This window comes from Kitasatospora sp. NPDC093550 (assembly GCF_044764985.1).
In the GTDB taxonomy this organism is placed as follows: Bacteria; Actinomycetota; Actinomycetes; order Streptomycetales; family Streptomycetaceae; genus Kitasatospora.
On the sequence record NZ_JBIWJF010000011.1, the window covers coordinates 142,354 to 162,941 of the forward strand.

Below are 20,588 nucleotides of genomic sequence, written 5' to 3' on the forward strand. Positions count from 1 at the left end.
CTGACGGGTGGTCAGGGAAACGGGAGGGGCTCGTAGTCGAACCGGTCGAAGTGGACGGTGCCGGCCGCGGCGTACATGCCGATGACCCGGCCGGTGAAGCCGCCGGCCACCTCGGTGGACAGGTAGCGCCCGTCGAGGGTGGCGAGCACGGTGAAGGTGCCCTCGGGCTCCTCGACGCCGAGGACGACGTCGTCGGGGCCGGTGCGCGGTCCGCGCGTCGGCCGCGGGACGACGTCGACCCCGAGCACCACGGCTCCGGCGGGCACCGGGCGGGAGGCCACCTCGGTGCGCAGCGAGCCGATCCGGGCGAGGACCTTCACCTCGCCGTCGGCCGCCTCGATCTCGTAGTGGTGGTCCTCGTCCATGCGGACGGCGAGGCCGCCACGGCCCTCGGCGGGGTCGATCAGGGTGCGTGCCCGGCAGCCGAGGTGCTGCTGGCGCCGGCCGACGAACACCACGTCGTTCTCGTCCAGGGACGCGCCGGCGGCGCGCAGGGTGAGCCAGCCGGAGCGCTCCTTCGTGGTGACCAGCTGCTCGGGACGGCTCCGTACCGAGATCCACTGGGGGTGGAGCTCGGCCTGGTCGAAGTCGTCCCGGCCGGGGACCGCGGGCGCGGGGTGCAACGGCCATGAGGGTGCGGGCAGTTCGGTGGTGAGCGGGCCGACCACCGGCCAGCCGTCCACCCACGCGACCGGGGCGAGGAAGGTCTCCCGGCCGAGCACGTACCAGGCGGGGGTGCCGCCGCGCGGCCGGACGCCGAGCAGCACCATCCACCAGGAGCCGTCGGGCGCCTGGACGAGGTCGGCGTGCCCGGTGTTCTGGACGGGATGGTCGATGCCGCGGTGGGTCAGCACCGGGTTGGCCGGGCACGGCTCGAACGGCCCGGAGGGCGAGGTGCCGCGGGCGATGGAGACGGCGTGGCCGCGCTCGGTGCCGCCCTCGGCGATCATCAGGTACCAGTAGGCGCCGATCCGGTACAGGTGCGGAGCCTCGGGGGCCATGGCGCCGGGTGCGCCGGACCAGATCCGCTGCGACTCGCCGAGGGTCTCGCCGGTGGCCGGGTCGAGGCGGACCTGGGAGACGCCGGCGACGGTGCACCAGCAGGTGCCGTCCTCGTCCCAGGCGAGGTCCGGGTCGATGCCGTGGACGCCGGGCAGCCGGACCGGGTCGGACCAGGGGCCGGCCGGGTCGGTGGCGGTGAAGAGCAGGTTGCCGTCGCCGCTGACGTTGGTGACGATCAGCCAGAAGCGGCCGTCGTGGTGGCGCAGCGTCGGCGCGTAGATCCCGGCGGAGGACGGGGACTCGCGCGGCAGGCGGAGCTGGCTCGGCCGGTCGAGGGCGTTGCCGATCTGCGTCCAGTGGAACAGGTCGCGGCTGTGGAAGACGGGGATGCCGGGGAAGTACTCGAAGCTGGAGCAGACGAGGTAGTAGTCGTCGCCCACGCGGCAGACGCTCGGGTCCGGGTGGAATCCGGGGATCACCGGGTTGGGCAGGGTGCCGGTCGGCTGGGGCTGGTCTGACACGTGGTCGGTTCCTTTCGGAGGTGCTCGTCGGGGTGGTGGTGCCCCGGGCCCGTGGCCCTGGGGAAGGCCGGAGCCCGGGGCACCACCGGCTCATCGGGTTCAGCCGATCGCGCAGGTGGCGCCGTTGAACCGGAAGGCGGAGGGGTCGGCGTCACTGCTGGCCCAGGTGGCCTTGAAGCCCCACTGGACGCTGCCGCCCTGCGGGACGGAGGCGTTGTAGGACACGTTCCCGGCGTTGACGCTCCGGCCGTTCTGCGACACCGAGGCGTTCCAGGTGTTGGTGATGCCGTTGTCGCCGGGGAAGTCGAAGCCGAGGGACCAGCCGTTGACCTGGCCGAGGCCGTTGTTGACGACGGTGACGGAGCCGACCATGACGCCCTGCCACTCGTTCTTGTTGTAGACGACCCGGCAGGGCGCGCTGGTGGGGTGCATCTGGACGACCGTGATGCCGTAGGCGGGCACGGTCTGGGCGGTCGGACTGCCGGACCGGGCCGTGCCGATCCCGTGGGCGTTCTTGAGGTAGGAGTGGACGGTCGGGGTGGCGGAGGACGGGGTGAACCCGGTGTAGGAGAGGTTCACCGCGGCGTCGTTGTTCGGGTCCTTGTTGATCAGCATGACGTCCACGTCGCCGTCGGCACGGCGGACGGCGTGCGCGGTGAGCAGCGGGGACGAGCTGGCGGCCTTGACCAGGGTGTCCCCGGGCGCGCCGAGCCTGCTGATCATCTGGATGCCGTAGTAGGCGGGGAAGGGCGTGTTGGCGGCGGGCTCGCAGGGGGAGCCGCTGGAGACCATGCCGCCGTCGTTGTAGTCGGTGGCGCCCTCGACGGTGGTCACCTTCGTGCAGTCGGTGCCGTTGCGCAGGTCCCACCAGTCGACGTTGAACACGCCGTTCTCCAGCCAGGTGAGGTAGTCGTCCGGGGCGAACAGCCCGTTGGGGGAGGTGTCGAGGTAGGCCTGGGCGTTCGCCTCGGTCACCGCGATGCCGACGTCGGGGGCGTTGGTCCCGGCGTACTGGTTGATCAGCGAGCGCACGGCGCCGGTGATGGCGGCGTTCTGGGCCTGCGGCTTGGTGAGCAGGTCGGCCGGGCTGGTGCTGGTGGGGTAGGCGTGCACGATGGCGAAGTCGATCTTCGAGCCGGCGATCGACAGGACGGTGTGGTTCCAGTCCGTGGTGTCGCCCGGGCCGACCATGCCGTCCGGCCAGTAGCCGGGGGTGGTCAGCACGGCGCCGATCCTGACGCTCGGGTCGGCCGCCTTCATCGCCGAGACGTACTGGAGCACGGTGTTCGCGTAGGTCGTGGCGCTCTTGCTGCTGTGGGTGTCGTGCTCCCAGGTGGCGCCGTACTCGCCGTTGCCGTAGACCTCGTTGCCGATCTCCCAGTACCGGATGCCGTAGCCCTTGGTGACGTTGGCGTACCGGACCCAGGCGGCGGCCTCCTGGGGGGTGCCCGAGCCGTAGTTGGCGGTGATGATCGGCTGCGCTCCGGCGGCGCGCACGGTGCCCATGAAGGCGTCGAAGCCGGTGTTCGGGGCGACGTACGAACCGTCGTCGGTGGTGCCGGTCTGCCAGTGGTAGGCGTCGGAGTGGCTGCCGCCGGGGTAGCGGACGGTGTTGATGCCGGCCGTGCCGAGCAGGCCCGGGGTGGCGGCGGCGTTCATGGCGGCGTCGTAGACCGGGATGTTCACGCCGACGCCGGTGGCGGGAACGGTGGCGAGCTGCAGGGCGGCGTCGACCGACACCGACACGGTGCTCGCCGTGACGGCGGGCTGTGCGGCGGCGGGCGGTGCGGCGGCGGCGTGCGGCGCGACGGCGGCGATCGCGCCGGTGGCCGCGAGCGCCAGGGCCGCCGCGGCGGCTATGACGCGATCATGACACGTGCGGACTGACCATTTCATGGCGTCCCTCCAGTGGGGTGGGGGTGCGAGGTGTTCGGGTGGGGAACGAACTCCCGCGATCTGGACGGCAGGGGCCCGCGCGGCTGCTGGGGTCGGGCCCGGACGCTCGACTGCTTCGTCGGAACGCGGGTCGGCGCGGCGGGCCGCGCGCGCTCGTCCGGCGCATCGTCAACTCCTCTCGCCCGGCTGCGGGGTGAGGCGCAGCAGAACGGCGGACGGGGCCGCCGGCAGGGTCAGGGTGAGTTCGGCGGTGTCCGGGTGCCAGGTGGCGCGGGCCCGGCTGGACGCCGGGTAGAGCACCTCGGCGCGGACCTCGGCGCCGGCCAGGTGGGGCAGGTCGAGGTCCTTGACGGCCTGCTCGCCGGAGCGCCGCCAGACGGTGAGGTAGGTGGTGGCCGGGGTGTGCAGGGCCAGGGCGATCCACGGGTCCTCCCAGCCCGGGAGCCCGAGCGGCCAGGCGGGCAGCGCCTGCGGCAGGTCGGCGCGGATCGACTTGTGGACGGCCACCGCCTCATGGACCAGGTTCCGTGCCTCCGGCGGGAGTTCGGTGATCCGCCCGGAGAGGTGGATACGGCCGAGGAGCGCGTTCGCCATCGTCAGGGCGACCTCGTCGGGAGAGTCCTCGGGCAGCGGGTAGGCCCAGACGGCGCCCTGCTCGGGCGTGACGGCGGTGGGGGCCGAGGCCGCGATCGGCGCGTAGCGCAGCAGGTCCTGCTGGTCGCTGGTGGACTGCAGCTGCAGTCGGGAGAGCAGGGCGTGGTCCATCCGCATGCCGCCGGAGGCGCAGTTCTCGATCACCAGGTCCGGGTGCCGGTCCAGGATGCCGTCCAGCCAGTCGAGGTGGGCCCGGTTGTGGCCGAGCAGGCCGGCCGCCGGGGCCTCTCCCGGGTGGCTGCTGGTGCCGGAGCCCGGGTCGGTGTTGTGGTCGAGCTTGAGGTAGCCGACGCCCCACTCGCCGACCAGGCGGTCCACCACGCGGTCCAGGTGGGCGCGGGCGGCCGGGTGCCGCAGGTCCAGGTGGTACCGGCCGCCGCCCTCCTCGACGCGCCGCCCGGCGCGGCGGAAGAACGCCTCCTCCGGCAGGGACCCGGCGACCGGGCTGTTCACCCCGACCGCCTCCGGCTCCAGCCACAGGCCGGGGACCATGCCCCGCTCCCGGATCCGGTCCAGGACCTCGTGGATCCCCTTCGGCCCGGGGAAGCGGGAGGCCGACGGCTCCCAGGCACCGACGGAGCTCCACCAGGTGCCGCCGTCGTCGTACCAGCCGGCGTCGATGACGAAGTACTCCGCGCCGGCCTCGGCCGCGGCGTCGACCAGGGGCAGCAGCTTCTCGGTGGTCGGATCGCCCATCAGGCAGTTCATGTAGTCGTTGAAGATCACCGGCAGCCGGTGGTGGTCGGGGTGCGGGCGCCGGGTGGCCCGGCGGTAGGCGGTGAGGGCGGCGAAGGCGGAGTCCGGGCCGCCGTCCGCGCCGAAGGCCAGGGCCACCGGCACGGTGCGGAACCCGGCGCCGGGCTCCAGCGGGTGGCGCCAGCCGTGGTCGGCGTCGTTCGGGCCGTGGAGCGCCGCGTACGCGGTGTCGTCGCGCACCCCGCACTCCCAGCGCCAGCCGCCGCCGTTGTGCTCGACCTGCCACAGCCAGGTGCGGCCGGACTCCCGGTCGGTCAGGCCGCCCATCGGCAGGTGGCCGCATCCGGACCACACGCCCTGTCCGGCCACGACGCGGGTGCTGCGTCCGGAGGTGGTGTGGAAGCGGCCGCTGCGTTCGGGCGAGGACACCCGCAGCGGCTGGCGCTGCCAGCGGCATTCGGCGAACCACTCGTTCTCCGCCCACAGCAGGTCGGCGTCGTCCAGTTCCCCCGGGTCGCCCCCGGTGAGGCAGCCGGCCACGAGCGAGGAGACCGATTCCAGGTGCAGCGTCCGTGGCCCGTCGTTGCGCAGCAGCACCTCGCTGCGCAGCACCGGCAGGCCGTCCGGGGACCGGTAGACCGCCTCGGCGGTCAGGCCGGTCTCCGGGTCGTGGAGTTCGACGGCGAGCACGTGCCAGCCGCCGTCCCGGGTCGCCCGGTGCGTGCGGTGGCGCAGGCGCCCGCCGAGAACGGTGTTGACGAGGTGCCGGCCCGACCAGTAGCGGCCGAGACCGGCGGTCGTCACCTCCACCAGCGGCAGCGGTGCGGCGGGGCGGGGCGCGGTGCCCTTCTCGCCGGGCGCGCCGAGGCGGGTCAGGCGCGGGGTGCCGTGCTCGCCCAGGGCGATCTCCAGCTCCAGGGCGTCGTGGCCCCAGCGGATCGTCTCGTGCGGGTCGCTCATGGTGGCCTTCCTCGGAGGCGGGAGCTCAGTGAGCGTTCACAACGCGCGCAGGACGGCGCAGCCGCCGGCGGGCAGCCGGCTCACCGTCCCGCCGGTGAGCAGGTCGTGACCGGGCCGCGCCAGCGGGACGGGTTCGTCGAGGTGGTTGATCAGGACGTGCCAGGCGCGGCCGTCGGGAGCGTGCCGGGTGACGGCTTCGACACCGGCCGGCAGGCCGGGGAGGCCGGGGAGGACCCGGGCCTCGGTGAGCAGCCGGCCGACCAGGGCGGTGTAGCCCGCGTCGTCCAGGCGGGTGGAGAGGTACCAGCCGTGGCCGGAGCCGAAGGCGTGGCGGGTGAGCGCCGGGCTGCCGTCGAGCATTCCGTGGGTGTAGGCGGCGAGCGCCTCGGCGCCCTCGGTGCGCAGGGACTCGCTCCAGGAGGAGCCCGTCGAGCCGTCGGAGAGGGCGATCTCCTCGCCCTGCGCCAGCGGACGGTGCTCCTCGACGCGGATGCCCAGGGCCTCGCGCAGCGGTGCGGCCGGGTAGCCGCCCAGCCGGGCGTGCAGGCGCTCGTCGACGATGCCGCCGAAGTGCTGGAGGAGCAGGGTGCCGCCGTCGGCGACGTAGCGGCGCAGGTTCTCGGCGCCCGCGTCGGTGAGCAGGAACAGGGCGGGGGCGAGGACGACCCGGTAGCGGTTCAGGTCGTGCTCGGGGTGGGCGAAGTCGACCGTCAGCCCGGCGTCCCACAGCGCGCGGTGGGCGCGGCGCAGCGCGGGGTGGTAGCCGAGCTCGGCGGACGGGAGGCCGTCGACGGTCGTCGCCCACCAGGCGTCGGAGTCGTGCAGCACGGCGACCTCGGCCCCGACGGTGGAACCGGCGAGTTCGCCGAGCCGGGCGACGGCCGCTCCGGCCGCCGTGACCTCGCGGAAGATCCGGCTGTCGGGCCCGGCGTGCGGGACCATCGCCGAGTGCCACGTTTCGGCGCCGGCCCGGGACTGGCGCCACTGGAAGAACAGCGCGCCCTCCGAGCCGCGGGCGATGTGGGCGAGCGAGTGGCGCAGGATGTCGCCCGGCTCCTTGGGGAGGACGCGGTCGCCCGCGTAGACGGTGCTGGTGCCCGACTCCATCAGCAGCCAGGGGCCGCCGCCGGCGAAGGAGCGGGCCCGGTCGGCGTCGAAGGCGGCCTGGGCGGCGGCGTCGACGCCGGGTGCGCCGGGGTAGTGGTCGATGGAGACCAGGTCGACCTCGCGGCCGAACGCCCACAGGTCCAGGTTCTGGTAGTCGGGCACCATGAGGTTGGTCGTCACCGGCCGGTCGCTGTGGGCGCGGATCGCGTCGCGCTGCTCGCGGTAGGCGGCGAGGGTCTCGTCGGACCAGAAGCGCCTGTAGTCCAGGAGGTGGCCGGGGTTGTGGTGCCACTGGCTGGTGCGGGGCGGGAGGATCTGCTCCCACGCGGTGTAGTGCTGGCTCCAGAAGGCCGTTCCCCAGGCCTCGTTGAGGGCGTCCAGGGAGCCGTGGCGGGTGCGCAGCCAGACCCGGAAGGCGGCGGCGGTGTGGTCGCAGAAGCAGAGGGTGACGTACTCGTTGTGGACGTGCCACAGGGCGAGCGCGGGGTGGTCGCCGTAGCGTTCGGCGAGGGCGGCGGCGATGCGGCGGGCGGCCCGGCGGTAGGCGGGGGAGGTGAGGCAGTAGGTGTCCCGGCTGCCGTGGGTCAGACGGGTGCCGTCCGGGCGGACGGTCAGGGCGTCGGGGTGGGCGAGGGTGAACCAGGGCGGCGGGGAGGCGGTGGGGGTGGCCAGGTCGACGGCGACGCCGGCGGCGTGCAGCCGGTCGAGGTGGGCGTCGAGCCGGTCGAAGTCGTAGCGGCCCTCCTCGGGTTCCAGCAGGGCCCAGGAGAAGACGCCGACGGTGGCGAGGTTGACGCGCGCGCGGCGCATCAGCTCGTCGTCCTCCTTCCACACCTCGGCGTCCCACTGTTCGGGGTTGTAGTCCCCGCCGAAGGCGAGGCCGCCGAGGCGGTCGGTGAGCCGGCGGATGTCCATGGGGAGATGATCCTTCGGTCGGGGGAGGTCAACTGCGGTGCGGCGCCGGTGCGGTGCTTTCGCGGACGACGAGTTCCGGCGGCATCAGGAGGAGTTGGTCCTTCGCCTCGTCGCCGGCGGTGGTCGCGGCGATCCTCGCCATGACCTGCTCGACGGCGACCTGCCCGAGGTCCTTCTTCGGGCTGGTGACGGAGGTGAGCCGGGGGGCGTGCTGCTCGGCCAGGGCGTCGGGGCAGATGGCGATGACGGAGGCGTCCTCCGGCACGGTCCGGCCGGTGGCGCGCAGCTGGCTGAGCAGCGGGCCGATCGCGGCTTCGTTCTGGACGACGAACCCGGTGGTGTCCGGGCGGTCCGTGAGGATGCGGGCCAGGGTGCCCGCGGTGCTCTCGTAGGTGCCCTCGCAGGGGCGGTGGACGAAGCGCAGGCCGCGCCGTTCGGCGCGGGAGCGGAAGCCGCTCAGGGTGCGCTCGGCGTAGCCGGCGTGCCGCCGGTAGACGCCGCTGCTGTAGCCGATGAAGGCGATGTCACGGTGGCCGAGGTCGGCGAGGTGGTCGGCGCACAGGGCGCCGGCGGTGGCGAAGTCGTGGTCGACGCAGGAGAGTCCGGTGGGGTCGTCGGGCAGGCCGATGAGGGCGGCGGGGATGTCCTGGGCGCGCAGCACCGGGATGCGGTCGTCGTCGAGGCGGACGTCCATGAGGATGACGCCGTCGGCGAGTCCGGTGGCGGCGACCCGGCGGACGCCCTCGGGGCCTTCGTCGTTGGTCAGCAGCAGGACGTCGTAGCCGTGTTCGCGGGCCGCGACGGTGACGGCGATGGCGATCTCCATCATGGTGGGCACGTGCACCTCGGGGCGCAGCGGCACCACCAGGGCGATGATGTGCGAGCGCTTGCCGGCCAGCGCCCGGGCGCCCGCGTTGGGGTGGTAGCCGAGGTCCGTGATGGCCCGCTCGATGCGGGTCCGGGTCTCGTCGGAGATCGGCCGCTTGCCGCTGAGGGCGTAGCTGACCGTGCTCGACGAGACGCCGGCGTGCCTGGCCACATCGGCGAGTGTCACCATCGCGCTGCTTCCTTCGTGTCGGTTCCGTTGAGGGCGTGTTCCCGGTCCGGTCCCCGGGTCCCGGTCCCCGGTCCGGCCCGGGCGCGCCGGACCGGTGCGGACGGCTCAGCCCTTGATCGCTCCGGTGAGGACACCGGTGCGCAGGTGCTTCTGCACGAACGGGTACACGATCACCAGTGGTACCAGGGTGAGGACCACGACCGCCATCTGCAGCGACAGCGGCGCGGTCTGCACACTGGTGTTCCCGAAGCCCGAATTGACCGAGCCGGGCAGGCCGTTCGCCCGGTTGACGTAGGTGAGCAACACGTACTGGAGGGGCCACTTCTCACTGTCGGTCGGCATGTAGAGCATCACGTTGAAGAAGGAGTTCCAGTACCCGACGGCGTAGAACAGCGCGGTGACGGCGGTGACGGCGCGTGAGGTGGGCAGCACGACGGACCACAGGATCCGCCAGTCCCCGGCTCCGTCCATCCGGGCCGCGTCGATCAGTTCGGAGGAGGTCTCCTGGTAGAAGGCGCGCAGCACCAGGATGTTGAAGACGGAGACCGCGCTCGGCAGGATCAGCGCCCACCACTGGCCGTAGCCACCGAGGCCGGTGACGACCAGGAAGCTCGGGATCAGGCCGCCGCTGATGAACATCGTGATGATCAGCAGCATCAGGACGAAGCGGTGCCCGAGGGAGCGCGGCCGGGAGAGCCCGTAGGCGCACAGGACGGAGACGGCCATGGACACGGCGGTCCCGACCACGGTGATGCCCAGGCTCACGCCCAGCGCGGTGACGATCGTCGGATCGCCGAGCATCTGGCGGTACGTCTCGGTGGTCAGGCCGTCCGGCCAGATCACCAGGCCGCCGGCCCGGTTGATGGCGCCGGGGGTGGAGAAGCTGGTCAGGACGATGATGTAGAGCGGGACCAGGATGACGGCGAGCGTCCCGCCGAGGGTGAGGCCCTTGGCGGCCTGGCCGACGGCGGTGGGCGGCTCGTCCCAGGGCGGGCGGGCGGAGCGGGCCCGGCGGCGGGCGGCTGCTGTGGCGGCGCGGCGCTTCTCGCCCCGCCTTCCCATGGTGAGTGCGTTCGTCATGTGCGGTACAGCCCGTCCTCGCCGAAGGCGTGCGCCAGCTTGTTGGCGCCCCAGATGAGCAGCAGCGAGACCACGCTCTTGAAGAGCCCGGCCGCCGCGCCGTAGCTGTACCCGCCGGTGGCGATGCCGTAGTAGAAGGAGAAGGTGTCCAGCACGTCCGCGGCCTCGTGGCCGACGGCGTCGCGCTGGACCAGGAACTGCTCGAACCCGACGGACAGGGCGTTGCCGAGCCGCAGGACCAGCATCAGTACGATCACCCCGCGCAGGCCCGGCAGGGTGATGTGCCACATCCGCCGCAGCCGCCCGGCGCCGTCGGCGGCCGCGGCCTCGTAGAGTTCGCTGTTGATCGCGCTCAGCGCGGCGAGGAAGACGATGATCCCCCAGCCCGCCTCCTTCCAGATCGCCTGCGAGGTGACCAGCAGGGCGAAGGTGTGCGGGTTGGTCATGATGTCCCAGGTGCCGATGTCGTGCTGGCGCAGGAACTGGTTGAGCACGCCGGCGCCGCCGAGCATCTGCTGGAAGATCGTGACCGCCAGCACCCACGAGAAGAAGTGCGGCAGGTAGACGACGGACTGGAAGAAGTTGCGGATCCGCTCGCTGATCACCGAGTTGAGCAGCAGGGCGAGGGCGATGGGGACCGGGAAGAACAGGATCAGCTGGACGAAGCTGAGGTACAGCGTGTTCTGCAGCGAGGCCCAGAACGCCGGGTCGCCGAACAGCTGCTGGAACTGGTCGAAGCCCACCCATTCGCTGTGCCAGACCCCGACCAGCGGGTCGTACTCCTGGAAGGCGGTGACGATGCCGAACAGCGGGACGTAGTTGAACACCAGGAGCAGGACGACCGCGGGCACCGTCATCAGCAGGAGGGACTTGTCGCGCCGGAGCCTGGTCCGCCAGTTGAGCCGCGCGGGGCCGGCCGGCCGCTTCGGGGCCGCGGTGCTCACTGGCCGGTGCCGTACTTGTCGAGGACGTTGTCGGTCATCCACTGCTTGAGCCGCTCCCCGGGGCCGTTGCGCCAGCCGGCGATGGCGTCCTGCAGCTCGGAGACCTTCTTCTTGCCGTGGTAGCAGTCCTTGAGGGTGTCGTTGACGCTCTGCGCGGCCGATGCCTGGGCGATGGCCTGCGGCATGCTGAGGTTCATGCCCCAGAAGGGCGGCTTGGTGAGGTACGTGACGTTGGCGGCCGACCAGCTCGCGTAGTCCCGGGTGACCTGCTCGCCGCCCGGGTTGCTGGTCACGGCGGGTGCGGCGGCCAGGAACTGGTAGGTCGTCACCTGGACGTCCTTCTTGCCCTCCTCCGTGAAGGTCGGCATGCCGTGCACCCGGGTGTGGTGGACGCCCTCGACACCGAAGTTGACCATGGTGTACTCGGCGGTGCCGTAGGGGGCGGCGAGGTAGTTCGCGACGGCGAGCAGTTCCTGGATCTGCTCCGGCTTCAGACGGGCGTTGAGGTAGCTGATCATGCTGGCGGCGGCGCCCATGTAGACCACCGGTGTGCCCTTGCCGTCGGCGGTGATGGCGTTGAAGGCGCCGCGCCGGTAGTTCGGGTCGGCGGCGGTGCCGGACTGGTGGTCGGACAGGTTCCAGGCACCGAGGCCGCCGCCCCCGATGAGCGTCTTGCCGCTGTAGAAGCGGGTGGCGCTGTTGGCGACGTCACCGGCGAGCGCGTCGGGGTGCATATACCCCGAGGTCGCCAGGCGGTAGTGCCAGTCGATGGCCTCCAGGAACTCCTGGGTCTCGAACGGGTGGACCAGCTTGCCGTTGTCGACCCTCCACCGCATGGGGACGTTCCAGGTGAACTGGTTGTAGGTCCACACGTCGTCGAAGGCCCACACCCCCCGTTTGGCGTCGGTCAGTTCCTTGCCGAGGTTCATCAGGTCGTCGGCGGACTTCACCTGGTCGGCGGTGATGCCCCGGGACTCCAGGACGTCCCGGCGGTAGAAGGTGGCGCCGGGGATGCCGAAGCCGGTGGAGAAGCAGGGGATCCCGTAGACCTTGTCGCCCCAGACGCCGTGCTGCCAGGCGCCGGTGGGCAGGGCGGCCAGGTTGGGGTACTTCTTGATGTTGTCGCCGGACAGGTAGGGGGTCAGGTCCGCGAGCTGGGTGCCGGCCAGCCCACCGGTGTTGAACTTGTCGTTCAGCCAGGACGGCAGGTTGATCCAGTCCGGCAGCTTCTTGGCGGCGCTCATCGTCGGGATGATGGTGTCGTAGTTGATCCCGTCCGTCGGTTTGACGGTGAGGTCGACCCCGAGTGCCTTGTTCATCGCCTGGTAGAAGGAGTTGCCGACCGGTGGGGCCGTGCCCCACAGCGGGGTGATCGCCGTGTAGCTGCCGCCCTTGCCCGGAACGCCGGAGACGCTGGCGGGCGGGGAGGCCGGGTAGGAGAGGTAGGCCGGGTCGGTCGCGGCGCCGCCCGTGCCCTGCACGGGGGCTATGTCCGGCTTGACCGCGTTCGCGTTGGGGACGTAGGCCGGCAGGGCGGCCTTGAGGCCCTCCTTGGTGTTCGCCCCGGCCTTCTTGTCCGACCCGCCGCCGCAGGCGGTCAGCAGGGGTGCCATCGCGGCGGCGCCCGCGACCGCGGCGGCGGTGGTGAGGAAGCTCCTGCGGTTCAATCCGGATCTCATGGTGGCGTGGCCCCTTCTCCGTCGAAGCGCGGTCTGAGCGTCGAAGCGCTTGGATGTTTCGGCGACACTAACGACGCGTTACGGGTTGAGCAAGAGGCTGAACAAAAGCAACCTCGTTTGTGTCCAGGGGAGTTGACACGACCGATGGGGCGTGTCAGCGTCGAAGCGCTTCGAAAAGCGATCTCCGAGCCCAGCCCGCCCGAGGGGTGTTCCAGGTGAGTTCCGTGCCCGTGTCCGCTGCCGGTCCGCCCGGTTTCCGCAATCCCACGCTTCCCCTGCGGGAGCGCGTCGACGACCTGCTCCACCGGCTCACGACCGACGAACGGCTCGCGATGCTGCACCAGTACGCGCCGGCCGTTCCGCGTCTCGGCGTCGCCGCCTTCCGCACCGGCAGCGAGGGCCTCCACGGTGTCTCCTGGCTCGGGGTGGCGACGGTCTTCCCGCAGGCCGTCGGCCTCGGTGCCAGCTGGGACGAGGAGCTGGTGCGCGAGGTCGGCGAGGCGGTCTCGACCGAACTGCGGGCCTTCCACCACCACCGGCCGCCGGCCGTCGGCAGCCCCGAGCGCGGGCCGAACTCCCTCCAGGCCTGGGCCCCGGTGCTCAACCTGCTGCGCGACCCCCGGTGGGGGCGCAACGAGGAGGGCTACTCCGAGGACCCGGTGCACACCGCACGGGTCGGCGAGGCGTTCTGCCGGGGTCTGACCGGCGCTCACCCGGAGTACCTGCGGGCCGCCCCGGTGCTCAAGCACTTCCTCGCCTACAACAACGAGGACGACCGCTGCACCACCTCCTCCGCCCTGCGCCCGCGCGTGCTCCAGGAGTACGACCTCGCCGCCTTCCGCCCCGTCATCGCCTCGGGCGCCGCGACCGGCGCGATGGCCGCCTACAACCTGGTCAACGGCCGCCCCTGCCACGTGAGTCCGCTGATCGAGGCGGAGCTGCGCCGCTGGGCCGAGCCGACCGGCCACGAGCTGTTCGTGGTCAGCGACGCCGAGGCGCCGTCCAACCTGGTCGACCCGGAGCACTACTTCGACGACCACGCCGAGTCCCACGCGGCCGCGCTCAAGGCCGGCATCGACAGCTACACCGACCACGGCGAGGACAGCGGGACCGTGGTCGGCCGGCTGCGCGAGGCACTGGAGCGCGGCCTGATCGACCAGGCCGACGTGGACCGCGCCGTCCGCCGACAGCTCGAAGTGCGCTTCCGCCTCGGCGAGTTCGACCCCGAGCTGGACCCGTACGCGGCCATCGGCCCGGAGGTGATCGACTGCGCGGAGCACCGCGCGCTGGCCCGCAGGGCCGCGACCGAGTCGGTCGTCCTGCTCAAGAACGACGGCCTGCTGCCGCTCGACCCCGCCCGCACGCCGCGGATCGCCGTCATCGGCCCGCTCGCCGACGCGCTCTTCGAGGACTGGTACAGCGGCACCATGCCGTACCGGGTCGGCCTGGCCGACGGCCTCGCCGCGGCCCTCGCCCCGCACGGCGGCGAGATCGTCCGGGTGGAGGGCTGCGACCGGATCGCCCTGCGCTCGCGCACCACCGGTGACCTGCTCGGCAAGACCTCCTTCGACGTGACCGACTGGGGCGGCGGCGCCTCCACGCTGCGCGCCGTCGACACCGGCCGCTACCTCGCCCTCCAGGACGACGAGGGCCTGGCCGCCGACCGGGACGTCATCAAGGCCTGGTTCGTCAAGGAGACCTTCCGGTTCGAACCGGCCGGCGAGGACACCGTGCTGCTGCGCAACGTGTTCACCGGCCGCTACGCCGCCGTGGATCCGACCGACGGCCGGGTGACGGTCAGCGCCGAGACCCCGGAGGCCGCCGAGCGCTGGCAGCGCGAGCTGCTGCGCGACGGCCGCGCCGAGGCACGCGAAGCCGCCGCGACGGCGGACGCCGCCGTCGTCGTCCTCGGCAACCACCCGATGATCAACGGCCGCGAGACCGAGGACCGGGCCGACATCCGCCTGCCCGAGGGCCAGGAGGCACTGCTGCGCGCCGTCGCCGAAGCCCTCCCGCAGACGGCCCTGGTGCTGATGAGCAGCTACCCCTACGCCGTCGACTGGGCCGATGAGCACCTGCCCGCCGTGGTGTGGACCTCCCACGGCGGGCAGGAGACGGGCCACGCGCTGGCCGCCGTGCTGCTCGGCGAGGCCGAGCCCACCGGCCGGCTGCCGCAGACCTGGTACCGCGGCGACGACCCGCTGCCCGCCCCGCTCGACTACGACATCATCAAGGCCGGCTGGACCTACCAGTACCACCGGGGTGCCGCCCGCTACCCCTTCGGCCACGGGCTGTCCTACACCGACATCGCCTACCGCGACCCGCGGCTGTCGCAGCCGTCGATCGGCCCGGACGGTGCCGTCGACCTCACGGTCACCCTGGAGAACCGCGGCCTGCGGTCCGGTGGCGACGTCGTCCAGGTCTACGTCCGGGCCCTGGACGCCCGCTACGCGGCGCCGCGGCTGCGCCTGGCCGACTTCCGCAAGGTCCGCCTGGAGCCGGGGGAGGCCCGCGAACTGACGTTCCGGCTGCCGGCCGAGCGGTTCGCCCACTGGGACGTCGCCACGGGTGCCTTCGCCGTCGACCCCGGGGACTACGAGGTCGTCGTGGCGCGGTCGGCCGAGGACGAGGTCCTGGTCACGCCGCTCACCGTGACCGGGACGGCGCCCGCGGCCCGCGCCGTCGTCGGACGGACCGTCCGGGCCGTCGACTTCGACGACCACACGGACATCACCATCGTCGACGCCACCCGCGCCGACGGCGACGCCGTCGCGCCCGCCGACCCCGGGCAGCCCGCCGCGCTCCTGTTCCGCTCCTCCGACGTGACGGGGGCCGTCCGGGTCGAGGTCGAGACCGCCCGCGCGGACGGCGCGAACGGCGCCGCCCGGCTGGAGGTCCGGGCCGACGGGCGGCTGCTGGCCGACCTCGACGTGCCGGTGACCGGCGACCGCTACGCCTGGACGAGCACCACGGCCGAACTCGCCGCCCCGCTCGACGGCGTGCAGGACGTGAGCCTGGTCCTGCACGGCGACTTCCGGCTCGGCGGTTTCCGCTTCGGCGCGGCCGGCTGAGGACCGCCGCCCCCGTACCGGCGGCCCGTCCCGGGGGGAGACGGGCCGCCACCCGTTCCGGACCGCTCATCGCCCGGGCGACCCGCCCGTCACCCGGTCGCCGACCACCCCCGCCAGCCGCCCGGAGGCGGCCCGGATGTCCCTGCTCACCCCCACCACCCGACCTCGAACCCGCAGCACCCGGAGGAGTCCCCCATGCCCGTCCCCGACGTCGGCGCCGACGAACTCGTCGGCTACCGGCCCGAGTCGACCGCCCCGCAGGACTTCGACGCGTTCTGGCGGCGCACCCTCGCCGAGGCCCGCGCACACGGCGGAGCCGTCAAGGCCGAACGCGTCACCGCGCAGTACGGACTGCGCACCGTCGAGGTCGACGACGTGCGCTTCCCCGGCTGGAACGGCGAACCGGTGGCCGCCTGGCTGCTGCGCCCGCGCGGCGCGGAAGGCCCGCTGCCGGTCGTCGTCACCTACCTGGGCTACTCCGGCGGCCGCGGGCTGCCCACCGAGCACCTGTTCTGGTCCGCCGCCGGCTACGCCCAGCTCGTCGTCGACAGCCGCGGCCAGGGCCACGACACCCCGGACCGGCACACGGGCGACGGCACCCAGTGGGTCGGGGGCTTCATGACCAAGGGCATCGACTCCCCCGAGAACCACTACTACCGGCGGCTGATGACCGACTGCGTGCGCGCCGTCGACGCCGTCGCACAGCTGCCCGGTCTCGACGCCCGCCGGATCGTCGTGGCCGGCGGCAGCCAGGGCGGCGGCCTGTCCCTCGCCGTCGCCGGGCTCAGCGGGGACCGGGTGGCCGCCGTGCTGCCGGACGTCCCGTTCCTCTGCCACTACCGCGAGGGCGCGCAGACCTCCCTGGACGGTCCGTACCAGGAGCTCGTCAGCTACCTGCGCTGGCACAGCCGGGAGCGCGTGCAGCCGGCCTTCGCCACCCTCGCGTACTTCGACGGCGTCCACTTCGCCCAGCGGGCCACCGCTCCGGCCCTGTTCAGCGTCGGCCTGATGGACCCGGTCTGCCCGCCCCGGACGGTCTACGCCGCCTTCAACCACTACGCCGGCGAGGACCGCACCATGACGGTGTGGCCGTTCGCCGACCACGCCGGCGGCTGCGGCTCCAACCCGCCCGTCCAGCTGGCCTGGCTGCGCGAGCGCGGGCTGGCGCCGGAGCTGTGACCACCGTGCCCTCCGGCGCCGGGACACCCGTGACCTCCCCGGCCTTCCCGCACCTGCCCGCCGGCTTCCGCTTCGGCGCCGCCACCGCCGCCTACCAGATCGAGGGCGCCCACGACGAGGACGGCCGCGGCCCCTCCATCTGGGACACCTTCAGCCACACCCCGGGCCGCACCCTCGACGGCGCCACCGGTGACACCGCCTGCGACCACTACCACCGCTACCGCGAGGACGTCGCCCTGCTGCGCGGACTCGGCGTCGACGACTACCGCTTCTCGATCTCCTGGTCCCGGCTGCTGCCCCGGGGCACCGGCCCGGTCAACCCCGAGGGCCTGGACTTCTACGACCGGCTGATCGACGAACTCCTGGCCGCCGGGATCGCCCCCGCCGCCACCCTGTACCACTGGGACCTGCCCCAGGCCCTGGAGGACCGGGGCGGCTGGCGCGTGCGGGAGACCGCCGAGGCCTTCGCGGAGTACGCGAACGTCGCAGCGGACCGCTACGGGGACCGGGTCGAGCGCTGGATCACCCTCAACGAGCCGTTCTGCACCGCCTTCGTCGGCTACGCCGAGGGCCGGCACGCGCCCGGAGCGCGCGAGGGCCGCGGGGCGCTGGCGGCCGCCCACCACCTGCTGGTCGGCCACGGCCTGGCCGTCCGCGAGCTGCGCGACGGCGGCGCCCGCGAGATCGGCATCACGCTCAACCTCGACCGCCTCCACCCCGCCTCCGGCCGCTCGGAGGACCTCGCCGCACTGCGCCGCGCCGAGGTCCTGCACAACGAGGTCTGGACCGAGCCGCTGTTCACCGGCCGCTACCCCGCGCACGAGGACGAGACCTGGCCGGGCCTCGTGGACGGCCCGTGGCGACGCCCCGGCGATCTCGAACTGATCGGCGAGCCGCTGGACTTCCTCGGCATCAACTTCTACCGGCCGGTCACCGTCGCGGCCGCCCCGCACCGCGAGGCCGACCCGCAACGGCGCACCGCCACGGACATCGGCGTCGGCGAACCGGACCCGTACGGCACCCGGCTCACCACGATGGGCTGGCCGGTCGTCCCGTCCGCGTTCACCGAGCTGCTCACCGGGCTGCACGCCCGCTACCCGCAGCTCCCGCCGATCTGGATCACCGAGAACGGCTCCGCCGAGGCCGACCGCGTCACCCCCGACGGCCGGGTGCACGACGCGGAACGGATCGACTACCTGGCCGGACACCTCGCCGCCGTCGCCGACGCCGTCGCGGCCGGGGTCGACGTGCGCGGCTACTACCTCTGGTCCCTGCTGGACAACTTCGAGTGGGCCAGGGGCTACGCACAGCGCTTCGGCCTGGTCCACGTCGACTACGCAACCCTGACCCGCACGCCCAAGGACAGCTACCACTGGTACCGGGGCCTGATCACCGCGCACCGCGCGCGGACGGAGGAACACGCACGATGAAGTTCACCGACGGCTACTGGCTGATGCGCCCGGGCGTCACCGCGCGCTACGCCACCGAGGTCGCCGACGTCCGCACCGGCGAGCACCGGATGACCCTCTACGCGCCCGTGAAGCACGTGCGCGGCCGTGGTGACACGCTCAACAGCCCGCTGCTGACCGTGGAGTGCTGGTCCCCCGCCGAGGGCGTGATCGGGGTGCGCACCACCCACCACGCCGGGTCGGTGCGCGGCGGTCCCGAGTTCGCGCTGCCCGGGGCCGAGCCGGGCGCCGGGAAGGTGCGCCGGGACGGCGACGTGGTCGAGTTGAGCGCCGGTGAGCTGACGCTGCGGGTGGACACCTCCCGCCCCTGGCAGCTGGAGTTCCGCGTCGGCGACCGGGTGCTCACCTCGGTCGGGGAGCGCGGCACCGGCTTCGTCACCGACGCCGACGGCCGCCACCACCTGCTCGGACAACTCGCCCTGGGCGTCGGTGAACTGGTCTACGGCCTGGGGGAGCGGTTCACCCCGTTCGTCCGCAACGGCCAGGTGGTGGACATCTGGCAGGCGGACGGCGGCACCAGCAGCGAACAGGCCTACAAGAACGTCCCGTTCCACCTGACCAACCGGGGCTACGGCGTCTTCGTCAACCACCCCGGCAAGGTCAGCTACGAGGTCGGCTCCGAGTCCGTCGGCCAGGTGCAGTTCAGCGTCGAGGACCAGTCGCTGGAGTACTTCGTCGTCCACGGCCCGAGCCCCAAGGCGATCCTGGAGCGCTACACCGCGCTCACCGGCCGTCCGGCGCTGCCCCCGGCCTGGGCGCTCGGGCTGTGGCTGACCACCTCCTTCACCACCGAGTACGACGAGGCCACCGTCAACCGCTTCGTCGGCGGCATGGCCGAACGCGGCATCCCGCTGAGCGTGTTCCACTTCGACTGCTTCTGGATGCGCGGGTACCAGTGGAGCGACTTCCGCTGGGACCCGGACACCTTCCCCGACCCGGCCGGCATGCTCGCCAGGCTCAAGGAGCAGGGGCTGCGCATCTGCCTGTGGATCAACCCGTACATCGCACAGAAGTCCGAGCTGTTCGCCGAGGGCATGCGCGAGGGCTACCTGGTGCGGCGCCCGGACGGCAGCGTCTGGCAGTGGGACCTGTGGCAGCCGGGCATGGCCCTGGTGGACTTCACCAACCCCGCTGCCGCCGCCTGGTACACCGACGAGCTGCGCGCCCTGCTGGACGTCGGCGTCGACTGCTTCAAGACCGACTTCGGCGAGCGCATCCCCACCGACGTGGTGTGGCACGACGGCTCCGATCCCGAGCGGATGCACAACTACTACACCCACCTCTACAACCGGTCGGTGTTCGAGCTGCTGCGTGAGGAGCGCGGGGAGGGGGAGGCGATGCTGTTCGCCCGGTCCGCCACCGCGGGCGGGCAGCAGTACCCGGTGCACTGGGGCGGCGACTGCGAGTCGCACTTCAACGCCATGGCGGAGTCGCTGCGCGGGGGCCTGTCCCTCGGCCTGTCCGGCTTCGGCTTCTGGAGCCACGACATCGGCGGCTTCGAGGGCACCCCGACCCCCGCCGTCTTCAAGCGCTGGACCCAGTTCGGCCTGCTCTCCTCGCACAGCCGGCTGCACGGCAGCAAGTCGTACCGGGTGCCGTGGGAGTTCGGTGACGAGGCGGTCGAGGTCACCCGCGAGTTCACCCTGCTCAAGCACCGGCTCGCGCCCTACCTCCAGCGCGCGGCGCAGCAGGCCCACGCCACCGGCGTCCCGGTGATGCGGGCGATGATGCTGGAGTTCCCGGACGACCCGGCCGCCGCCACCCTCGACCGGCAGTACCTGCTCGGCGACGACCTGCTCGTCGCGCCCGTCTTCAGCGAGGACGGCGCGGTCGAGTACTACGTGCCCGAGGGGACGTGGACCAACGTCCTCACGGGCGATCAGGTCACCGGCCCGCGCTGGGTGCGGGAGCGGCACGGCTTCCACACCCTGCCGCTGCTCGCCCGGCCCGATTCCGTCATCCCGTTCGGGGCGGACGACCAGCGCCCGGTGTCGGCCTGGGCCGACGGCGTCGAACTGCGGGTCCACGCCTTCGCGGACGGCGCCGAGCGCACCGTGCTGATCCCGCGCAGCGACGGCCCCGGCGAGACCGCCCGCTTCGACGTGCGCCGCACCGGCGACCGGATCCGGGTGACCACCGACAGCCCGCACCCCTGGCAGCTGCGGATCGGCGGTCCGGACGGCGCGCTGCACGTCAGCCCCGCGGGCACCCGGGAAGCCGAACTGCCCTACCCGGCCTGAACCCGGACCCGCGCGAGGTCACGCGCCGCCGCACGGCGGCGCGTGACCTCGTCGCCCTTCCGCCGGTTCCACGCCCGGACGTGCCGATGCGAAGCACCGGCCCGCCGTCGAGGTCGGA

General features: G+C 72.9%; 12 protein-coding genes. 4 read left to right on the forward strand and 8 right to left on the reverse strand.

Translation table 11 applies throughout. The features are described from left to right. Positions 1–11: 11 nt before the first annotated feature. The 8 genes from ACIRD3_RS19610 to ACIRD3_RS19645 form a co-directional block, all read right to left on the reverse strand. Positions 12–1,523 carry a glycoside hydrolase family 43 protein gene (locus ACIRD3_RS19610; RefSeq protein WP_402217989.1) on the reverse strand — a complete coding sequence of 504 codons (1,512 nt, stop codon included), beginning with the start codon at positions 1,521–1,523 and terminating at the stop codon, positions 12–14. A gap of 99 nt (positions 1,524–1,622) precedes the next feature. Then, complete coding sequence (locus ACIRD3_RS19615; protein ID WP_402217992.1) at positions 1,623–3,419, reverse strand: cellulose binding domain-containing protein; 1,797 nt, start codon at positions 3,417–3,419, stop codon at positions 1,623–1,625. Between the two features lie 168 nt (positions 3,420–3,587). After that, positions 3,588–5,729 (reverse strand): glycoside hydrolase family 36 protein, encoded by a 2,142-nt coding sequence (locus ACIRD3_RS19620; protein WP_402217995.1) that lies wholly within the window; start codon positions 5,727–5,729, stop codon positions 3,588–3,590. A gap of 36 nt (positions 5,730–5,765) precedes the next feature. Further along, the gene (locus ACIRD3_RS19625; protein ID WP_402217997.1) at positions 5,766–7,751 is read right to left on the reverse strand and encodes a beta-galactosidase; all 1,986 of its coding nucleotides are present in this window, start codon (positions 7,749–7,751) and stop codon (positions 5,766–5,768) included. A 28-nt stretch (positions 7,752–7,779) separates the two neighbouring features. Continuing rightward, on the reverse strand, positions 7,780–8,808 hold the full coding sequence (locus ACIRD3_RS19630) for a LacI family DNA-binding transcriptional regulator (RefSeq protein ID WP_402218000.1): 1,029 nt from the start codon (positions 8,806–8,808) through the stop codon (positions 7,780–7,782). Positions 8,809–8,913: 105 nt separating this feature from the next. Continuing rightward, positions 8,914–9,888, reverse strand: coding sequence for a carbohydrate ABC transporter permease (locus tag ACIRD3_RS19635; protein WP_402218003.1), 975 nt, complete (start codon positions 9,886–9,888; stop codon positions 8,914–8,916). Beyond that, the gene (locus ACIRD3_RS19640; RefSeq protein ID WP_402218006.1) at positions 9,885–10,832 is read right to left on the reverse strand and encodes an ABC transporter permease; all 948 of its coding nucleotides are present in this window, start codon (positions 10,830–10,832) and stop codon (positions 9,885–9,887) included. The genes ACIRD3_RS19635 and ACIRD3_RS19640 overlap by 4 nt, the downstream gene beginning before the upstream one ends. Beyond that, positions 10,829–12,499, reverse strand: coding sequence for an ABC transporter substrate-binding protein (locus tag ACIRD3_RS19645; RefSeq protein WP_402218009.1), 1,671 nt, complete (start codon positions 12,497–12,499; stop codon positions 10,829–10,831). The genes ACIRD3_RS19640 and ACIRD3_RS19645 overlap by 4 nt, the downstream gene beginning before the upstream one ends. A gap of 236 nt (positions 12,500–12,735) precedes the next feature. On the opposite strand from ACIRD3_RS19645, the gene ACIRD3_RS19650 reads away from it, so the two are divergent. The 4 genes from ACIRD3_RS19650 (at position 12,736) to yicI (ending at position 20,470) form a co-directional block, all read left to right on the forward strand. Next, positions 12,736–15,582 (forward strand): glycoside hydrolase family 3 C-terminal domain-containing protein, encoded by a 2,847-nt coding sequence (locus ACIRD3_RS19650; RefSeq protein ID WP_402218011.1) that lies wholly within the window; start codon positions 12,736–12,738, stop codon positions 15,580–15,582. A 195-nt stretch (positions 15,583–15,777) separates the two neighbouring features. After that, on the forward strand, positions 15,778–16,761 hold the full coding sequence (locus ACIRD3_RS19655; RefSeq protein ID WP_402218014.1) for an acetylxylan esterase: 984 nt from the start codon (positions 15,778–15,780) through the stop codon (positions 16,759–16,761). After that, positions 16,758–18,191, forward strand: coding sequence for a GH1 family beta-glucosidase (locus ACIRD3_RS19660; RefSeq protein ID WP_402218017.1), 1,434 nt, complete (start codon positions 16,758–16,760; stop codon positions 18,189–18,191). The genes ACIRD3_RS19655 and ACIRD3_RS19660 overlap by 4 nt, the downstream gene beginning before the upstream one ends. Further along, the gene (gene yicI / locus ACIRD3_RS19665) at positions 18,188–20,470 is read left to right on the forward strand and encodes an alpha-xylosidase (RefSeq protein ID WP_402218020.1); all 2,283 of its coding nucleotides are present in this window, start codon (positions 18,188–18,190) and stop codon (positions 20,468–20,470) included. The genes ACIRD3_RS19660 and yicI overlap by 4 nt, the downstream gene beginning before the upstream one ends. Positions 20,471–20,588 lie beyond the last annotated feature (118 nt).